Source organism: Bisbaumannia salifodinae (assembly GCF_055388505.1).
In genome coordinates, this window is the sequence record NZ_AP043781.1 from 4,137,218 (window position 1) to 4,153,803 (window position 16,586).

The following is a 16,586-nucleotide window of genomic DNA, read 5'->3' on the forward strand; positions in this document are numbered from 1 at the left end:
CCGCCCGAAGGCGGCGGGGTGCCGTCTACTTTAGGTCAAAGAGGCGATGGAGGTCGGCGCATCTTCCTGATTCTCGGCCAGGGCCTCGAACTCGTTGACGCCGCCCAGGTCGGTGCCCATGGCGATATTGGTGACCCGCTCGAGGATCACCTCGACCACTACCGGGACCCGGTATTCGGCCATCAGCCTGCGCGCTTCCTCGAAGGCCGGGGCGATGTCCTCGGGCTGGGTGACGCGCAGCGCCTTGCAGCCCAGGCCCTCCACCACGGAGACGTGATCGACGCCGTAGTCGTTGATCTCCGGGCAGTTGATGTTCTCGAAGGAGAGCTGCACGCAGTAGTCCATGTCGAAGCCGCGCTGGGCCTGGCGAATCAGCCCCAGGTAGGAGTTGTTCACCAGCACATGGATGTAGGGCAGCTTGAACTGGGCGCCCGCGGCCAGCTCCTCGACCATGAACTGGAAGTCGTAGTCACCGGAGAGGGCGACGACTTCGGCGTCCGGATCGGCGCGGCACACGCCCAGGGCGGCCGGAATGGTCCAGCCCAGCGGGCCGGCCTGACCACAATTGATCCAGTGGCGCGGCTTGTAGACGTGCAGGAACTGGGCGCCGGCGATCTGCGACAGGCCGATGGTGCTGACGTAGCGGGTGTTCTTGCCGAACACCTTGTTCATCTCTTCGTAGACGCGCTGGGGCTTGACCGGCACGTCGTCGAAGTGAGTCTTGCGCAGCAGGGTGCGCTTGCGCTCCTGGCACTCCTCGGCCCACTGGCTGCGGTTCTTCAGCTTGCCTTCCGCCTTCCACTCCTTGGCCACCTCGATGAACAGCTCCAGGGCCGCCTTGGCGTCGGAGACGATGCCGTAGTCCGGGCCGAAGATGCGACCGACCTGGGTCGGCTCGATGTCCACGTGAACGAACTTGCGGCCTTCGGTGTAGGTGGAGATCTCACCGGTGTGGCGGTTGGCCCAACGGTTACCGATACCCATCACGAAGTCGGAGGCCAGCATGGTGGCGTTGCCATAACGATGGGAGGTCTGCAGGCCCACCATGCCCGCCATCAGCGGATGGTCGTCGGGGATGGTGCCCCAGCCCATCAGGGTCGGGATGACCGGCACCCCGGTGAGCTCGGCGAACTCGGTGAGCAGGTCGCTGGCGTCGGCGTTGATCACGCCGCCACCGGAGACCAGCAGCGGCCGCTCGGAGGCGTTGAGCAGCTCCAGGGCCTTCTCAGCCTGGGCGCGGGTCGCGGCGGGCTTGTAGGCCGGCAGCGGCTCATAGGTGTCCGGATCGAACTCGATCTCGCTCATCTGCACGTCGATGGGCAGGTCGAGCAGCACCGGACCCGGGCGCGAGGAGCGCATCAGGTGGAAGGCCTGCTGGAAGGCGCGCGGCACCTGGGCCGGCTCCAGCACGGTGATCGCCCACTTGGTGACCGGACCGGCGATCTCCTGGATGTTGACCGCCTGGAAGTCTTCCTTGTGCAGCTTGGCCCGCGGCGCTTGGCCAGTGATGCAGAGGATCGGAATGGAGTCGGCGCTGGCGGAGTAGAGGCCGGTGATCATGTCGGTGCCGGCGGGGCCGGAGGTGCCGATGCACACGCCGATATTACCGGCCTTGGTGCGGGTGTAGCCCTCGGCCATGTGCGAGGCGCCCTCGACGTGGCGAGCCAGGACGTGATCCACGCCGCCGACCTTGCGCAGGGCGGCATAGAAGGGGTTGATGGCGGCGCCGGGCACGCCGAAGGCGATATCGACGCCCTCTTTCTTCAAAACGTGAACGGCGGCTTCTGCTGCGGTCATCTTGGCCACGACGATTCCTCCTCGGTGACACGGTAATCAGGGTTCTTGCCATTCAAGGTAGGCGGGCGCCGCTGCGCTGTCAATATTTTATGGAAGACATTTCCACAAAAAACATAGACACAATGAAAAGCCATTTTTAATCAGAAACTTAAAGCCACAGAATTTTCCATGAAAATGAATTTTCAGATATCATTTCGCGGACGAATTCCGGGCACGCCGAAGGGGCCGACGGGAAGTCCCGCCGGCCCTTCGAGGCTAGCTAGAGAGGCGCTCAGTCCAGGGTGACGCGAACCGCCAGCGGGTGCTCGTCGCAGTTGTTGCCGGCGCCGCCCCGGTCGACCACCAGGAACTCGCCCTCACGCTCCAGCACCGACTGGATGGCGTGCCAGGTCCCGGCGCGGTAGTTGACGCCCTGGCGGCCGTCGGTGACGAAGGCGCGCACCCGGGCCGGGTCGATCTGGTCCCCCGGCGGGGCCACCACCACCAGGAAGCGCTCCTCGTGCAGCGGCACGAAGGCCTGGCTGCCCTGGGGGTGACGCTCCAGGAAGTCGAGGGTCAGGGGCACCTCCACCGGCTGGCTGACGAAGATGCTGATCAGCGCCCGGGCCTCCTCGCCCAGGGTCTCCACCTTGGCCAGGTCGTGATAGCGCTTGGTGCGCCCGGCGTTGATGGGGAAGAAGTCGGCGCCCCGGGTGTCGATGACGTCACCGAAGGGGGCGAAGGCCTCCCGCGTCAAGGGTTCGGCTGTGAGTTCCAGCATCGGGCTCTCCTCGCGGCTCAACGCTGCAGGCCGCGGTAGGCGGCGGAGGCATTGAGCTTCATATGACGGTTGACGTCCTTGTAGAGCAGGTAGCGGAACGGTCCCGGGCCACCGGCATAGCAGGCCTGCGGGCAGAAGGCGCGCAGCCACATGTAGTCACCGGCTTCCACCTCGACCCACTCCTGGTTGAGGTGATAGACCGCCTTGCCCTCGAGCACATAGAGGCCGTGCTCCATGACGTGGGTCTCGTCGAAGGGGATCACGCCGCCGGGCTGGAAGGTGACGATATTGACGTGCATGTCGTGACGCATATCGGACTGGTCGACGAAACGGGTGGTCACCCACTTCTCGTCGGTGTCCGGCATGGCGATCGGCTCGACATCGTTCTCGTTGGTGACGAAGGCCTCCGGCGCCTCGATGCCCTCGACGAACTCGTAGGCCTTGCGGATCCAGTGGAAACGCACCGCGGCATCGCTCTCGTTGCGCAGGGTCCAGTCGCTGCCCGGCGGAATAAAGGCGTAGCCGCCCGGCTGCATCACATGCCTCTCGCCGCCCAGGGTCAGCACCATCTCGCCCTCGACCACGAAGAGCACGCCCTCGGCGCCCTCGTCCAGCTCCGGCTTGTTGCTGCCGCCACCGGGAGAGACTTCCACGATGTACTGGGAGAAGGTCTCGGAGAAGCCGGTCATCGGACGCGACAACACCCACAGGCGGGTGTTCTCCCAGAACGGCAGGTAGCTGGCGACGATGTCCCGCAGCACGCCCTTGGGAATGATGGCGTAGGCCTCGGTGAAGACGGCGCGATCGGAGAGCAGCTGGGTCTGGGGCGGATGGCCGCCCTGGGGAGCGTAATAGGTATTACGAGCCATGGTGTGTCCTCGTTGGTTGGGATTAACCGCTCTCTGTGATGCAACAGGCACCCGGCGGTTGTATTCGAGCCGCGCCGCCGGGTCGGCAGATCGCGGCAAAAAATCTCTGGAAACTATTTCCAATTTAAGCTTCAATCGAAGTCAAGGCAAGGGCCGCAAATAGTCCGTATACAAGATTAGCCATAACGGATTGGCCCACTGCCCCACTCCAGAGTAGCCCAGTGGCTACCTGGGGAAGGGAGCGACGCAGAAGCGCCCCCTCGGAGTGCACGAACCCGTATGCACTCGAGTACACCTCAAGAAACAACAAAATGAGGCAATATCATGTCCGAACCCTCTTCCAGCGCGACCAAGGCGACAGCCACCAAGCCATCCGGCTGGCGCATCCCGCATATCTACGTGATTCTGGTGATCTTTATCGCCCTGGCGGCGGTCGCCACTCACTTCGTTCCGGCCGGCCAATTCGAGCGCATCCCCGGGCCCAATGGACGCATCACCATCGATGCCGAGTCTTTCCAGTACGTGGACTCGAACCCCGCCGGCATCGTCGATTTCATGCTGGCCATACCCAATGGCCTGATGAGCGCCGGCGAGGTGGTGTTCTTCACCTTTATGATCGGTGGCATGTTCATGGTGCTGCGTCGTACCGGCATCATCGAGATCGGCGTCGACAAGCTGAGCCGGCGCTTCGCCAACCAGAGCCTGCTGATGATTCCGGTGCTGATGACGGTGTTTGCCGTGGTGGCGACCATCATCGGTACCCAGGAGCTCGCCCTGGTCTACGTGCCGGTGATCCTGCCGCTGATGATCGCCCTGCGCTTCGACTCGGTGACCGCCGCCGCCGTGGCCCTGTGCGCCACCACGGCCGGCTTCTCCACCGGCATCCTCAATCCCATCAATACCGGCCTCGGCCAGCAGCTCTCCGACCTGCCCCTCTACTCGGGGTTCGGCCTGCGCGCCGCCGCCTTCGCCGTGGTACTCGGCGCGGGCATCTTCTTCGTGATGCGCTATGCCCGCAAGGTGCGTGACAATCCCAGCCTCGGCCTGATGGCCGACGACGAGGGCGAAGCGGAGAAGCGCCGCCTCTACCTGCATGCCGACGACGAGGGCGCCCTGACCGCCAACGGCCGTCAGACGCTGGCCGCCATCGCCACCTTCGCCTTCTTCGGCATCCTGGTCTACGGCGTACTGCGCCAGGGCTGGTTCATGATGGAGATGGCGGGCCTGTTTATCGTCATGGGCATCGTCGTGGGCATGATCGCCGGCCTGACCACCGAAGACATCTGCGAGGCCTTCAACAAAGGCTTCCGCGATGTGCTGGTGGGGGCGATGATCGCCGGCGTGGCCCGCGGCGTGGCCGTCGTCCTGGAAGGCGGCCAGATCATGGACACCCTGGTCATGGGCCTCGGCAGCCTGGTCGGCGAGCTGCCCTCGCTGCTCTCCGCCATCGGCATGTACTTCGCTCAGCTCGCCTTCAACTTCGTGGTGCCCTCCGGCAGCGGTCAGGCCCTGGTCACCATGCCGATCATGGCACCGCTTTCCGACCTGATCGGCGTGACCCGCCAGACCGCGGTACTCGCCTATCAGCTCGGCGACGGCATGGGCAATATCCTCTACCCAACCTCCGGTTACTTCATGGCCACCCTGGCCATCGCCGGCGTGCCCTGGCAGAAGTGGGTGAAATTCTTCTTCCCGCTGTTCTGCCTCTGGGTACTGATCGCCCTGGGTTTCCTGGCCTTCGCCCAGGCCACCCAGTGGGTTGGCTGATCGCCAGACGCCTCGCTCCCCGTCCCACCCACATGCCCCGCCCGGCCCCGCCGGGCGGGGCATGTGGGTTGTGGGGGACGCCATCATCGGGAGTCGGCCTCAGCGGCTTGCCGGGTGCTGCTCGGCCCAGTGGCGGGCGATATCCACGCGGCGCGTGACCCAGACCCGGTCGTGGGCCTCGATATGGTCGAGGAAGCGCTGCAGGGCGCGGAAGCGGCCCGGGCGCCCCAGCAGGCGACAGTGCATGCCGATGGAGAGCATCTTCGGCGCCTCCTCGCCCTCCGCGTAGAGCACGTCGAAGGCGTCACGCAGGTAGCTGAAGAAGTGGTCGCCGGTGTTGAAGCCCTGGGGCGTGGCGAAGCGCATATCGTTGGTGTCCAGGGTGTAGGGCACCACCAGGTGGGAACGGGCCTCGCCCTGGCTGTCGCGATCGGTGGTCCAGAACGGCAGGTCGTCGCCGTAGTAGTCGCTGTCGTAGAGGAAGGAACCCTCGTCGAGCACCAGGCGACGGGTGTTGGGGCTGTCGCGGCCGGTATACCAGCCCAGCGGCTTCTCGCCGTAGAGGCTCTGGAAGATCTCGATGGCGCGCTGCATATGCTCGCGCTCGACGCTCTCCGGCACGTTCTGGTAGTGGATCCAGCGCAGGCCGTGACAGGCGATCTCGTGGCCCAGCTCCTTGAAGGCCTGGGCCACTTCCGGGTTGCGCTCCAGGGCCATGGCGACGCCGAACACGGTCAGCGGCAGGCCGCGGCGCTCGAACTCCTTGAGGATGCGCCAGACGCCGGCCCGGGAGCCGTACTCGTAGATCGACTCCATGCTCAGGTGGCGCTCCGGGTAGGCCTCGGCGCCGACGATCTCGGAGAGGAACTTCTCGGAGTGGCTGTCGCCGTGCAGCACGCAGTTCTCGCCGCCCTCTTCGTAGTTGAGGACGAACTGCACGGCGATCCTGGCCTTGCCGGGCCAGTTGGCGTGCACCGGATCACGGCCGTAGCCGATCAGGTCACGGGGATAGTCGCTGTTAGGCGTTACGCTCATGGCTGACCTTCCTGATTGTTCTGCGTCGGCTCGGCCTTCGGGGGACAGAAGCGAGCGACAGTTTATGTATACAATTAGAAGATAGAGTGTATCCAGCTGGCTTGCAAGTCCCGGGAGGCTATCTCTGGCCCCCCAGACACATCAGCGCCAGGGACTGGGCCAGGGCCGCATCGAAGGCATCCAGCAGGCGGCCCCCCTCGGGGGCCGGCAGCTCCCGGGCCAGGCCGGCGAAGGCCGCCCCGCCGATGATCACCACCGGCGGCGCGCAGCGCTGCCGCAAGCCCTCCAGGGCCTCGGCGACCCGCTTGCGTCCCGCCTCCCGCTGGGCGGGCAGCGCCAGGTCGTCGATCACCACCGGCACGATCTCCAGGCAGTGATGGGAGACCCCCAGGGCATGCAGGTGCTCCTCGATCATCCGCGGCCAGCGAGCCCCCGGGGTGATAATGGCGAAGCGCTCGCCCAACTGCAGGGCGCTGAGCACCGCGGCCTCCAGCATGCCCAGCACCGGCACCGGGCTGACCTCGCGCACCGCCGCCAGGCCCGGCTCGCCGAAGCAGGCCAGCAGGATGGCGTCCACCTCCGCCTCGCCCTGCGCCAGGCGCGCCTCCACCCGCCGCAGGGTGCTGGCCGCGGTCAGCGCGCAATCCCGCCGCGAGCCGATATAGGGCACGCCCTCCTCGGCGGTCTCCTCGACGACCGTCACCGCTTCGCCCAGCCAGTGCCGGGCGCGGCTGGCCATGGCCGCGGTCATGGCGGCATTGCTATTGCCATTGAGCAGCAGCAGGCGCATCACTCTCTCCTCTCTCTATGCTCCAGTGACTCACCGGCATGCATCACGGCATAGCCACCCTTCTAGGATTGATCTTTGTATACAAAAATTTCAAGCAATTTTTTATCACCACGGCCCGATAGCACGGGATATGCCGGGCCGAGACACGGCCGCGGCCGGCGTCGAGCGGCTGGAGACATTGGATACAACAAACTGTATACATTATCCATGATCACTGGTCGACACTGAGGGAAACTCGGGTCAATTGCGACCTAAGTCTAGCCGCAAATTGTCTAATAAAACTTAGCAAATAGGCGATAACGCTCTGTTTTAAAATATATATAAAGGAAAAACAGCAAGATCCTCTTTCGGCTTGCGGTCTGGGCAAAGCGGTTCTATTTTGTGTACAAAACAATAATTCCTTGTTCACAAGCCCCGGAGTCCCCCCATGCAGCTACGCCTGATCAATCCCAATACCACCGCCGGCATGACCGCCACGATCGGCGAGGCGGCGACGCGTATCGCCGCCCCCGGCACCCGGATCATCGCCACCCAACCCGATGCCGGGCCGGTCTCCATCGAGAGCCACTTCGACGAGGCGGTGGCCGCGGTGGGGGTCCAGGAGGAGGTCCTGGCCGGTGAGCGGGAGGGCACCGACGCCTATATCATCGCCTGCTTCGGTGACCCGGGGCTGCTGGCGGCCCGCGAGCTGACCCGGGCCCCGGTGATCGGCATCGCCGAGGCGGCCTTCCATATGGCCAGCCTGATCAGCACCCGTTTCTCGGTGGTTACCACCCTGGGGCGCACCGCCATCATCGCCGAGCATCTGCTGGCCCAGTATGGCTTCGCCCACCACTGCCGGCGGGTGCGGGCGGCGGAGATTCCGGTGCTCGACCTGGAGGAGGACGGCGATGCCGCCCTGGTACGCATTATCGACGAGGGACGCCGAGCCAGGGACGAGGATGGCATCGGCGCCATCGTGCTGGGCTGTGGCGGCATGGCGGACCTGACCGAGGAGATCACCGAGGCCGTCGGCCTGCCGGTGGTGGAAGGGGTCACCGCGGCGGTCAAGCTGGCCGAGGCCCTGGTGGGCCTGGGGCTGGGCACCAGCAAGCATGGCGACCTGGCCTTCCCGCGGCCCAAGGCCTTCACCGGCCGTTTCGAACACTTCTCGGGGCTGATGCCACGGCAGTGATGCCCCTGATTCCCGGCGACGACACAACAACAACCGTCCACCCATCGCGAGGACACTATCATGAACAAGAGTGACTCCCTGCAGGCCGAGGCCATGCCCACCCACGACGCCACCAAGGCTCCCGGCGAGGAATCCCTGGCGCCCCAGCAGACCCGGATCATGGGGCGCGCCTCCTACTTCCTGGCCTGGTTCGGCGGCTGCGTCTCCATCGGCACCTTCGCCATGGGCTCCAGCGTAGTGGGCACGCTGAACCTGATCCAGGCCACGATGGCCATCGCCATCGGCTGCTTCGTGATCGGCATCGCCCTGGCCCTGAACGGTGCCGCCGGCTACAAGTACGGCATCCCCTTTATGGTCCAGGCCCGCGGCGCCTTCGGCTTCGCCGGCACCCGGCTGCCCGGCCTGGTGCGGGCGGTGCCGGCCATCGTCTGGTACGGCTTCCAGAGCTGGATCGGCGCCGGCGCCCTGAACATGGTCTCGGCGACCCTGTTCGGCTTCGACAACCTGATCTTCTACTTCATCACCTTCCAGTTCCTGCAGATCGGCCTGTCGGTAATGGGCTTCCAGGGCATCAAGTGGCTAGAGAATATCGGCAGCGCCTTTATCCTCGCCTCTCTCACCTACATGTTCTACGCCACGGTGCAGCGCTACGGTGACGAGCTCTCCGCCAACCTGCTGACCATGGAAGGCTCCTGGGGCCTGCCCTTCTGGGGCGCCACCATGCTCTTCCTGGGCATCTACAGCACCATGATGCTCAACGTCAGCGACTACTCCCGGGAGCACAAGAAGGGCACCGGCACCGGCCTGCTGACCACCATCTACGCCATGTCGATCCTGCCCTGCACCCTGTTCATGGGCCTGATCGGCTTCATGGTCTCCGAGGCCACCGGCACCGCCGACCCCATCCAGGTGTTCGCCAATGCGGTGGACAACACCCCGCTGCTGATGACCACCCTGCTGTTTATCGCCTTCGCCCAGGTCACCACCAATGTGCTCAACAACGTGGTGCCGCCGACCTATGTGCTGATGGACGTGTTCAAGATGAAGTTCCGCACCGCCACCATCCTGGTGGGTCTGCTGGCCTTCGCCACCTTCCCCTGGAAGCTGGTGCAACCGGACTCCGCGGCCGGCCTGCAGCTCTTCGTGCAGACCTACTCCGCCTTCCTGGGGCCGATCTTCGCTATCCTGGTAGTGGACTACTTCCTGATTCGCCGCCGCACCCTGGACCTGGACAAGCTGTATGATGAGAACGGCCCCTATCAGGGCGTCAACTATGCGGCGCTGATCGCCACCGTCGTGGGTATTGCCGCCGCCCTAAGCTTCTCGGCCATCTCCTGGTACGCCAGCCTGATCCCCGCCGGCGTCACCTACTACCTGCTGATGAACCACTGGGCGCCCTGCCAGCGCTTCCGCCAGTAAGTCCGGCAAGACGGCTCGCCCGACCAGGTCCGGGCGAGCCGCCTCTCCCACAATGACAAATGGTGACCCCGATGAAAGAGAGCGATCTGGATATCCAGACGATCGATCCGAGCCTCTATAACGAGGATCTCGCCCCGCTGAAGCACAAGGACCGCAACTGGGGGGCCTTCGAGATCTTCAATGTGTGGTCCAACGACATCCAGAGCCTGTTCGGCTATACCCTGGCGGCCTCGCTGTTCCTAGCCTACGGCCTGAATGGCTGGGCGGTGATGACGGCGATCATCCTGGCCGGGGTGATCGTGATGTTCCTGGTCAATCTGACCGGCAAGCCCAGCGTCAAGTACGGCATCCCCTTCCCGGTGATGGTGCGGGCCAGCATGGGGGTGCGCGGCGCCAACCTGCCGGCCCTGCTGCGCGCCATCATCGGCATCTTCTGGTACGGGGTGCAGACCTACTTCGCCTCCACGGCGGTGGCGCTGCTGATCACCGCCCTGTTCGGCGCCGGTAACGGCGGCACCTTCCTGGGCCTCTCCGGGGTGGCCTGGCTGGCCTTCGTGATCGTCTGGCTGTTCCAGATCGCGATCTTCTGGCAGGGCATCGAGCGCATCAAGCACTTCCTCAACTGGGCCGGCCCGCTGGTCTATGTGGTGATGGTGGTGCTGATGATCGTGGTCTGGGTTCAGGCCGGCAGCGACTTGCTGCCCGCGGTGAGCACCATCTTCAGCGCCGATGGCGAGGATAGCGGCAGCGCCGTGGCGGCCTTCCTGGCCATCGTCGGCACCATGGTCGCCTACTTCGCCGCCGTGGTGATCAACTTCGGCGACTTCACCCGCTTCGTGAAGAGCGAGCGCCAGATGAAGCTCGGCAACCTGCTGGGCCTGCCGCTCAACGTGGCCTTCTTCTCCTTTATCGCCCTGATCATCACCGCCGGCACCCTGGTGCTGTTCGGCGAGGCGCTGACCAATCCGGCGGATATCGTCGAGCGGGTCGACTCCCTGCCGCTGACCATCGTCGCCGCCCTGACCTTCTTCGCCGCCACCGTGGGCATTAACCTAGTGGCCAACTTCATCCCGCCGGCCTATGACCTGGCCAACCTCTTCCCCAGCAAGATCAGCTTCAAGGTCGGTGGCCTGATCACCGCCGGGGTGGCCTTCTTCGTCGGCGCCCTGTGGGTCTCGGTGATCAGCCAGATCGGCGTACCGGGCTTCGTCAACGCCCTGGGCGCCATCGTCGCGCCCTTCTACGGCATCATCGTGGCGGACTACTACCTGATCAAGCGCCAGCACCTGAATATGCAGGACCTCTTCTCCTCCAAGGAGGGCACCGCCTATTACTACCTCAAGGGCTGGAACCAGCGCGCCCTGATCGCCTTCGGCGGCGCGGCGCTGTTCTCGATCTCCACGGTGATCGTGCCGGCGCTCTCCGACCTCAACGGCTATGGTTGGCTGCTGGGTGCCGCCCTGGGCGGACTCTTCTACTATCTGCTGATGCGTGGCCACAGCACTACGACGCAAGGCGCTCGCTTAGCGGAATGAGACCAACCCGTTCGCGCAGGGTACACGGCGAACCCGGTCCAATCAGGCAGCCACGTTAGTCGCCGCCCCTGAAATTGAAATTTCAGGGGCGGCGCTTCTGTGTTAGTTTGAGGAAAGGACGGGCGTGATGCCATCTCCCACGGCAATCGCATGACGCGCCACAACGCCTCGCTGCCAAGAGGACCGATGATGAACGACAAGGCCCCGACCCCCCCGGAAAGACCCCGTTCCCTGGAAGCCAGGATCCAGGAGCACCTCTCCGAGTTACCCTCCAGCGAACGCAAGCTCGCCGAGCTGATCCTCGATTTCCCGGGTGAGCTGTCGGCCTATAACGCCACCGAGCTGGCCAAGCTTGCGGGAGTGTCCAAGGCTGCCGCTTCGCGGCTCTTCAAGCGGTTAGGCTTTACCAACTTCGAGGAGGCTCGCCGCCTGGTCCGCGACATCAAGCAATGGGGCTCACCGATCTATCTGCATGAGCGTCAACAGGACTCGTCGCCACTGCCCTCGGAGAGCCAGTCCTTCCTGAGCGACCATGTCGCAGCCCTGACGCGGACCTTCGAGCAACTGGATGAGGCGGACATCGAGGCCGCCCTGCACCGCATCGTCGAGGCGCGACGCATCTGGCTGGTCGGCTTTCGAAACAGCTATTTCATGGCCGCCTATGCACGCTGGCAGTTCATTCAGTTCCGGCAGCAGGTTCACCTGCTTCCCCACCCCGGGGAAACATTCGGCGAGCATGTCACGGAGTTCGGAGAAGATGATCTCCTGATCGCGGTGGGCATGCGTCGCCGTGTCCCGGAGCTAGAGCGCGTCATGCACGCCGCCCATGAGCGAGGGGTGCCCGTGCTCTATCTGACGGACTCCCTGTCCAGCGACAAGAAACCCGTCGCCACCTGGACGCTCAGCTGCGACATCTCGAGCAGCTTCCTCTTCCATACCTATGTCGGCCCTATGGGGCTCATTCACTACCTCAGCGTCCAGGCAGTGCGACTGACCGGCAAGTCGGGCCGCATTCGCCTGGAGGACATCGAGATCGCCCACGAGCAGGTCCGTGACTTCGACTAACCGGTGTCCCCTCGGCGACTAGCGCCGTCCATCGCGGACCGCGAGCACGATGCCCAGTATCACCAGGGGGGCGGCGACCAGCGTCCAGGAGCCCGGCAATTCACCGAGGAAGACGACCGAGAGCGCCGCACTCAGGAACGGCACCAGATAATAGACATACCCAGCCTGAGCGGCACCGATGAGGGCCACGGCCCGGTTCCAGCAGACGAACGCCACCAGTGACGCCGCGATGCCCGCGTAGCCGATGAGAAAGAGGTTCTGGCCACTCCATTCCGGCATGCCTACAACGGCAACTCGCCAAGCGAACAACGGCAGCAGCAGCAACGTTCCCGTCAGGAAGGAACTCCCGACCAGTACCATGAAGGGAAGCCCCGCCAGTAACCGCCGAAACATCACCGTGTAGATCGCGAAACAACTGGCCGCCAGGGTCATCCAACCCAGCCCACGCCCCGTGTCCACGCTCAGGTCGGCGGAGCCCCCATCCCGCGCAGACAACAGGATGCCACCCGCCGCCAGCAGCATGCCCAGGATGCCCACCCAGGACACCCGCTCCCCGAGGAGCATCACCGACAGCAAGAGGATGAGGATCGGTGCGGCTGCGTTCACCAGGGACATATGGGTGGCACCGATATAGTTCCCGGCAATATAGACACTGGTATTGAAGGCGGTGATACCGAAGAAGGAGGCCACCACGATCCCTTTCCAGCTCACTGCCAGAGCCCGCCGAGCCGCAAGCAAACGGTTCGCCACGAACGGCAATAGCAATGCCGTGGCCAGGCTCCAACGCAGGAAGGTGAGAGCGATGGGGTCGATGCTGGCCGAAGCGGCCCGAGCGGCAACGAAGTTGCCCGCCCAGATCGTGGTGGCGAGCAGTGCCAGCAGTCCTCCCTGCCAAATCCGGGCGCGTTGACTCGACTCGTCCTGCATCCTGTCCCTCCCCTGGTGACCAACCCAGTCAGCCCGGCCGCTGCCGACAGCCGGGGCTCCCCTGGTGACGGTTTCATCATCCCTCCGATCCCGGAGCGACGGGACAGCAAGGGTAATCATCCCTGACAGTACTATAGTTTCAATGATGCCGAATACAGAAATTACTGTTTCAACAGTTTTCGTATACCAATTGCCGCTCACTGAAAGCCACATCCCAAAAATCTTCGTATACAAATTCACATGAGAAGTTAAACATTTTATATGTCATATAGTTAACAATCTTCTCTCTCGCTTTGGCGAGCACGACACTGCCCGCAAGGGAGCTGGAACGATACTGAAACTTCAAGACCAAGTTTATTGACAATACGAAATCCATGTTTTAAACCTGAAGCTACAACAACAACCAAAAGGTCCCGGCGTACCCCCGTCGTGTCCGAGGAGGAGAACGGTGAAAAAGGTCAGCTTCAAGGCGCTGGCAATGAGCCGGTCCCTCAACCGCTGGGTCGAGCGGTTGTGCGTGGCCCTGGTGATCGTGCTGGTTCTCGATGTATGGCTGGGGATCCTGGCCCGTTACGTCCTGCCCTGGAATCTCACCTTCACGGAGGAACTGGCCCGCTACCTGATGATCTGGGTCGCGCTCCTTGCCATCTCGACCGGCATCTGCTACCGGCAGCACGTCGGCGTGCTCGTCCTGTTCGACCGTTTCCCGCGCCCAATGCGTAAATTCCTGGCCCTGAGCTTCGACGTGATCGGCTTCGCCTTCTTCGCCTTCATGTTCGTCTATGGCCTGGGCTACGTGGAACGCGGATTCTCGCAGTTGACCATGATCTTCGGCATGCCCCGGGGCTATCCCTACATCATCATTCCCGTCGCCTCTGGCCTGGCCTGCCTGCAATTCGTGATGGTCGCCATCTACGACTTCTTCGCCCCCGACCCGCACCCCGCGGCAGAACGAGCCTGAGGTAACGTCATGATTATCGTAGCCATCGTTTTCTTCGGACTCTTGATACTCGGCATGCCGGTGGGCATCGTGCTGGGCGTGGCCGGCCTGATCGGCATCATCGACATGGGCGGCGGCCATTTCCTGGCCATGGTGCCGGACAGGTTCTTCTCGGGGCTCAACCTGTTCCCGTTTCTCGCCATGCCCTTCTTCATCCTCGCCGGCGAAATCATGAACCGCTCCGGCCTGACCCTGAACCTGGTCAATTTCGCCCAGTCCCTGGTGGGCTGGCTTCGCGGTGGGATGGCCCATTCCAACATGCTGGCCTCGGTGCTCTTCGCCGGCCTCACCGGCTCGGCCACGGCGGATGCGGCGGCCTTCGGCAACACCCTGGTCCCGGCGATGAAGAAGGCGGGCTACACCGGCCCCTATGCCTGCGCGGTAACTGCAGCGGGCTCGATCATCGGTCCGATCATCCCGCCTTCCACCCTGGCCATCATCTATGGCTCCCTGATGGGGGTGTCCATCGCCGGACTGTTCGCCGCCGGCATCATCCCGGGCTTGCTGCTGTGCCTGGTATGCATGTGCCTGATCGCCGCCACCGGGCGTCGCCTGGGACTGCCCAAGTCCGATCAGCGGCCCAGCCTGACCCTCATCCTCAAGGAGTTCCGCGGCAGCCTACTGGCCCTGATCCTCCCGGTGTTCATCCTCGGCGCCATCCTGACCGGGATCACCACGCCCACCGAGGCCGCGGCCCTGGCCGTACTCTATGCGCTGGTGGTGGGCGGAGTGATCTATCGCAACATCACCTGGAAGGACCTGTACGAGATGCTGGCGCGCACGGCGCTGATCACCGGGGTGATCTTCCTGATCATCGCGTCGGCGACCATTCTCGGCTGGTGGATGACCTTCAACCAGATCCCCCAGCTGATCGCCGCCGGCTTCCTGTCCATTTCGGACAGCCCGGCCGCCATCGTCGCCATGATCATCGCCCTGCTGCTGGTCATCGGCCTGTTCATGGACATCAACGCCGCCCTGATCATCCTGGCGCCCGTGCTCGGCCCCCTGACCCTGACCATCGGCCTCGAGCCGGTGCACGCCGGCATGATCATCATCCTTGCCCTGACCATCTCGCTCATGACACCACCGGTCGGCGCCTGCCTGTTCGTCCTGGCATCGGTCACCGGCGAACGTATCGAGGCAATCACCAAATCCCTGTGGCCCTTCATCGTCGTCGAGATCGGCGTGCTGATCGCCGTGGCCTACTGGGAACCAATCGCCCTGACGATACCCCGCCTCCTGGGGCTGGCCAACTAGGCCACGACGCTGCCCCCCGAACGCGGATGGGGGGATCTCCACCCACCATGCATCGCACAACAACAACACCACAGGAGAAACATCATGAAAGCACGGGTTACCACTACCCTCTCCGGCCTCGGCCTGGCCCTGGGCATCTCCACGGCGGCCATGGCCGCCGAGACGACCATGCGCATCGCCCACGTCAACCCGCCGGAAACCATGGCCAGCAACGCCGGCGCCCTGTCGGCGGTGTTCAAGCAACTCGTCGAGACCGCGAGTAACGGTGATATCGAGGTGACCATCTATCCGGCCGGCCAGCTCGGCAAGGATGCGGAGGCGATCGCCCAGGTGCGCCAAGGCATCATCGAATCCTCGATCTCCACCGCCGGCGGCGTGGCCGAACATTACCCGAGGATCGGTGTGTTCGACATCCCCTTCGCCTTCCCGAACATCGGCGTGGCCAGCGAGGTCATCTCCCTGGAGAGCGAGTTCGGCCAGATGCTGGCCGAAGACATCCACGAGGAGACCGGGCTGAAAGTGCTCGGCTTGCTGGACAGTGGCGGCTTCTTCCAGTTCACCAACTCCCAGCGTCCCATCACCTCACCCGAGGACATGGACGGACTGCGCATCAGAACGATGACCCTGCCCACCCACGAGGCCATGATCAATTCAATGGGGTCTCAAGCCACTCCCCTCGCCTGGGCGGAGGTGTATACCGCCCTGCAGACCGGCGTCGCCGATGGCCAGATGAACCCCATCCAGCAGACCGCCTTCGCCAAGTTCGACGAGGTTCAGGACTACCTGACGATCAGCAATCACCTGATCACCCCCTACGTGTGGTTCATCAACCAGGACTTCTACGACGGCCTGCCCGAGGAGCATCAGCGCATCATCGACTGGGCCTCCGAGGTCGCCGTCGACGCCGGCCGCGCCATGTCCCGGATCATCGAGGCCTCCGACCAGGGCCTGCCCAGGCTGGCCGAGTCCATGGAGGTCAACACCATCACGCCGGAGCAGCGTGAGATCTTCGCCGCCTCGGCCCAGCCGGCCGTGCGCCGGGTCATCGAGGAAACATACGGCGAGGAGGGAGTCGCCCTGCTCGAGGCGATGCTGTCTTCCATCGAGGAAGCGAACGCCGCCCAGCAGTGACCTCCGACCCGACATCCAGGGCACAACGGACACGGGAACCATCACCATGCCAGTCGGCTC

General features: G+C 64.1%; 14 protein-coding genes. 8 read left to right on the forward strand and 6 right to left on the reverse strand.

Going from position 1 to position 16,586, the window contains the following annotated elements:
- Positions 1-30: 30 nt before the first annotated feature.
- The 3 genes from gcl to ACZ5EF_RS19370 form a co-directional block, all read right to left on the reverse strand.
- The gene (gcl, locus tag ACZ5EF_RS19360; protein ID WP_346060934.1) at positions 31-1,806 is read right to left on the reverse strand and encodes a glyoxylate carboligase; all 1,776 of its coding nucleotides are present in this window, start codon (positions 1,804-1,806) and stop codon (positions 31-33) included.
- Positions 1,807-2,068: 262 nt separating this feature from the next.
- Complete coding sequence (locus ACZ5EF_RS19365; RefSeq protein ID WP_346060933.1) at positions 2,069-2,557, reverse strand: ureidoglycolate lyase; 489 nt, start codon at positions 2,555-2,557, stop codon at positions 2,069-2,071.
- Positions 2,558-2,574: 17 nt separating this feature from the next.
- Positions 2,575-3,426 (reverse strand): bifunctional allantoicase/(S)-ureidoglycine aminohydrolase, encoded by an 852-nt coding sequence (locus ACZ5EF_RS19370; protein ID WP_346060932.1) that lies wholly within the window; start codon positions 3,424-3,426, stop codon positions 2,575-2,577.
- Between the two features lie 324 nt (positions 3,427-3,750).
- On the opposite strand from ACZ5EF_RS19370, the gene ACZ5EF_RS19375 reads away from it, so the two are divergent.
- Complete coding sequence (locus ACZ5EF_RS19375; protein WP_346060931.1) at positions 3,751-5,193, forward strand: YfcC family protein; 1,443 nt, start codon at positions 3,751-3,753, stop codon at positions 5,191-5,193.
- Between the two features lie 99 nt (positions 5,194-5,292).
- Here ACZ5EF_RS19375 and puuE read toward each other — a convergent pair whose 3' ends face one another.
- On the reverse strand, positions 5,293-6,228 hold the full coding sequence (puuE, locus tag ACZ5EF_RS19380) for an allantoinase PuuE (protein WP_346060930.1): 936 nt from the start codon (positions 6,226-6,228) through the stop codon (positions 5,293-5,295).
- Between the two features lie 118 nt (positions 6,229-6,346).
- Positions 6,347-7,018: an aspartate/glutamate racemase family protein gene (locus ACZ5EF_RS19385; protein WP_346060929.1), complete on the reverse strand. Its 672-nt coding sequence runs from the start codon at positions 7,016-7,018 to the stop codon at positions 6,347-6,349.
- A gap of 427 nt (positions 7,019-7,445) precedes the next feature.
- Between ACZ5EF_RS19385 and ACZ5EF_RS19390 the strand changes: the two genes are divergently transcribed.
- The 4 genes from ACZ5EF_RS19390 (at position 7,446) to ACZ5EF_RS19405 (ending at position 12,211) form a co-directional block, all read left to right on the forward strand.
- A complete protein-coding gene (locus ACZ5EF_RS19390; protein ID WP_346060928.1) occupies positions 7,446-8,192 on the forward strand; it encodes an aspartate/glutamate racemase family protein in 747 nt (248 codons plus the stop codon).
- A gap of 60 nt (positions 8,193-8,252) precedes the next feature.
- On the forward strand, positions 8,253-9,611 hold the full coding sequence (locus ACZ5EF_RS19395; protein ID WP_346060927.1) for an NCS1 family transporter: 1,359 nt from the start codon (positions 8,253-8,255) through the stop codon (positions 9,609-9,611).
- A 71-nt stretch (positions 9,612-9,682) separates the two neighbouring features.
- The gene (locus ACZ5EF_RS19400; RefSeq protein WP_346060926.1) at positions 9,683-11,146 is read left to right on the forward strand and encodes an NCS1 family nucleobase:cation symporter-1; all 1,464 of its coding nucleotides are present in this window, start codon (positions 9,683-9,685) and stop codon (positions 11,144-11,146) included.
- A gap of 186 nt (positions 11,147-11,332) precedes the next feature.
- Positions 11,333-12,211 (forward strand): MurR/RpiR family transcriptional regulator, encoded by an 879-nt coding sequence (locus tag ACZ5EF_RS19405; protein WP_346060925.1) that lies wholly within the window; start codon positions 11,333-11,335, stop codon positions 12,209-12,211.
- A gap of 18 nt (positions 12,212-12,229) precedes the next feature.
- On the opposite strand, the gene ACZ5EF_RS19410 is transcribed toward ACZ5EF_RS19405, so the two are convergent.
- Positions 12,230-13,138: a DMT family transporter gene (locus ACZ5EF_RS19410; protein ID WP_346060924.1), complete on the reverse strand. Its 909-nt coding sequence runs from the start codon at positions 13,136-13,138 to the stop codon at positions 12,230-12,232.
- Positions 13,139-13,586: 448 nt separating this feature from the next.
- Between ACZ5EF_RS19410 and ACZ5EF_RS19415 the strand changes: the two genes are divergently transcribed.
- From ACZ5EF_RS19415 to ACZ5EF_RS19425, 3 genes are all read left to right on the forward strand, one after another.
- Positions 13,587-14,099 (forward strand): TRAP transporter small permease, encoded by a 513-nt coding sequence (locus ACZ5EF_RS19415; protein ID WP_346060923.1) that lies wholly within the window; start codon positions 13,587-13,589, stop codon positions 14,097-14,099.
- A 9-nt stretch (positions 14,100-14,108) separates the two neighbouring features.
- Positions 14,109-15,395 carry a TRAP transporter large permease gene (locus ACZ5EF_RS19420; protein ID WP_346060922.1) on the forward strand — a complete coding sequence of 429 codons (1,287 nt, stop codon included), beginning with the start codon at positions 14,109-14,111 and terminating at the stop codon, positions 15,393-15,395.
- 84 nt (positions 15,396-15,479) lie between these two features.
- Positions 15,480-16,526 carry a TRAP transporter substrate-binding protein gene (locus tag ACZ5EF_RS19425; protein ID WP_346060921.1) on the forward strand — a complete coding sequence of 349 codons (1,047 nt, stop codon included), beginning with the start codon at positions 15,480-15,482 and terminating at the stop codon, positions 16,524-16,526.
- The last annotated feature ends 60 nt before the right edge of the window (positions 16,527-16,586 follow it).

Coding starts and splice junctions, on each gene's coding strand:
- ACZ5EF_RS19365 (WP_346060933.1), bottom strand. CDS start 2,557: ATGCTGGAACTCACAGCCGAACCCTTGACGCGGGAGGCCTTCGCCCCC.
- ACZ5EF_RS19370 (WP_346060932.1), bottom strand. CDS start 3,426: ATGGCTCGTAATACCTATTACGCTCCCCAGGGCGGCCATCCGCCCCAG.
- ACZ5EF_RS19375 (WP_346060931.1), top strand. CDS start 3,751: ATGTCCGAACCCTCTTCCAGCGCGACCAAGGCGACAGCCACCAAGCCA.
- puuE (WP_346060930.1), bottom strand. CDS start 6,228: ATGAGCGTAACGCCTAACAGCGACTATCCCCGTGACCTGATCGGCTAC.
- ACZ5EF_RS19385 (WP_346060929.1), bottom strand. CDS start 7,018: ATGCGCCTGCTGCTGCTCAATGGCAATAGCAATGCCGCCATGACCGCG.
- ACZ5EF_RS19390 (WP_346060928.1), top strand. CDS start 7,446: ATGCAGCTACGCCTGATCAATCCCAATACCACCGCCGGCATGACCGCC.
- ACZ5EF_RS19395 (WP_346060927.1), top strand. CDS start 8,253: ATGAACAAGAGTGACTCCCTGCAGGCCGAGGCCATGCCCACCCACGAC.
- ACZ5EF_RS19400 (WP_346060926.1), top strand. CDS start 9,683: ATGAAAGAGAGCGATCTGGATATCCAGACGATCGATCCGAGCCTCTAT.
- ACZ5EF_RS19405 (WP_346060925.1), top strand. CDS start 11,333: ATGATGAACGACAAGGCCCCGACCCCCCCGGAAAGACCCCGTTCCCTG.
- ACZ5EF_RS19410 (WP_346060924.1), bottom strand. CDS start 13,138: ATGCAGGACGAGTCGAGTCAACGCGCCCGGATTTGGCAGGGAGGACTG.
- ACZ5EF_RS19420 (WP_346060922.1), top strand. CDS start 14,109: ATGATTATCGTAGCCATCGTTTTCTTCGGACTCTTGATACTCGGCATG.
- ACZ5EF_RS19425 (WP_346060921.1), top strand. CDS start 15,480: ATGAAAGCACGGGTTACCACTACCCTCTCCGGCCTCGGCCTGGCCCTG.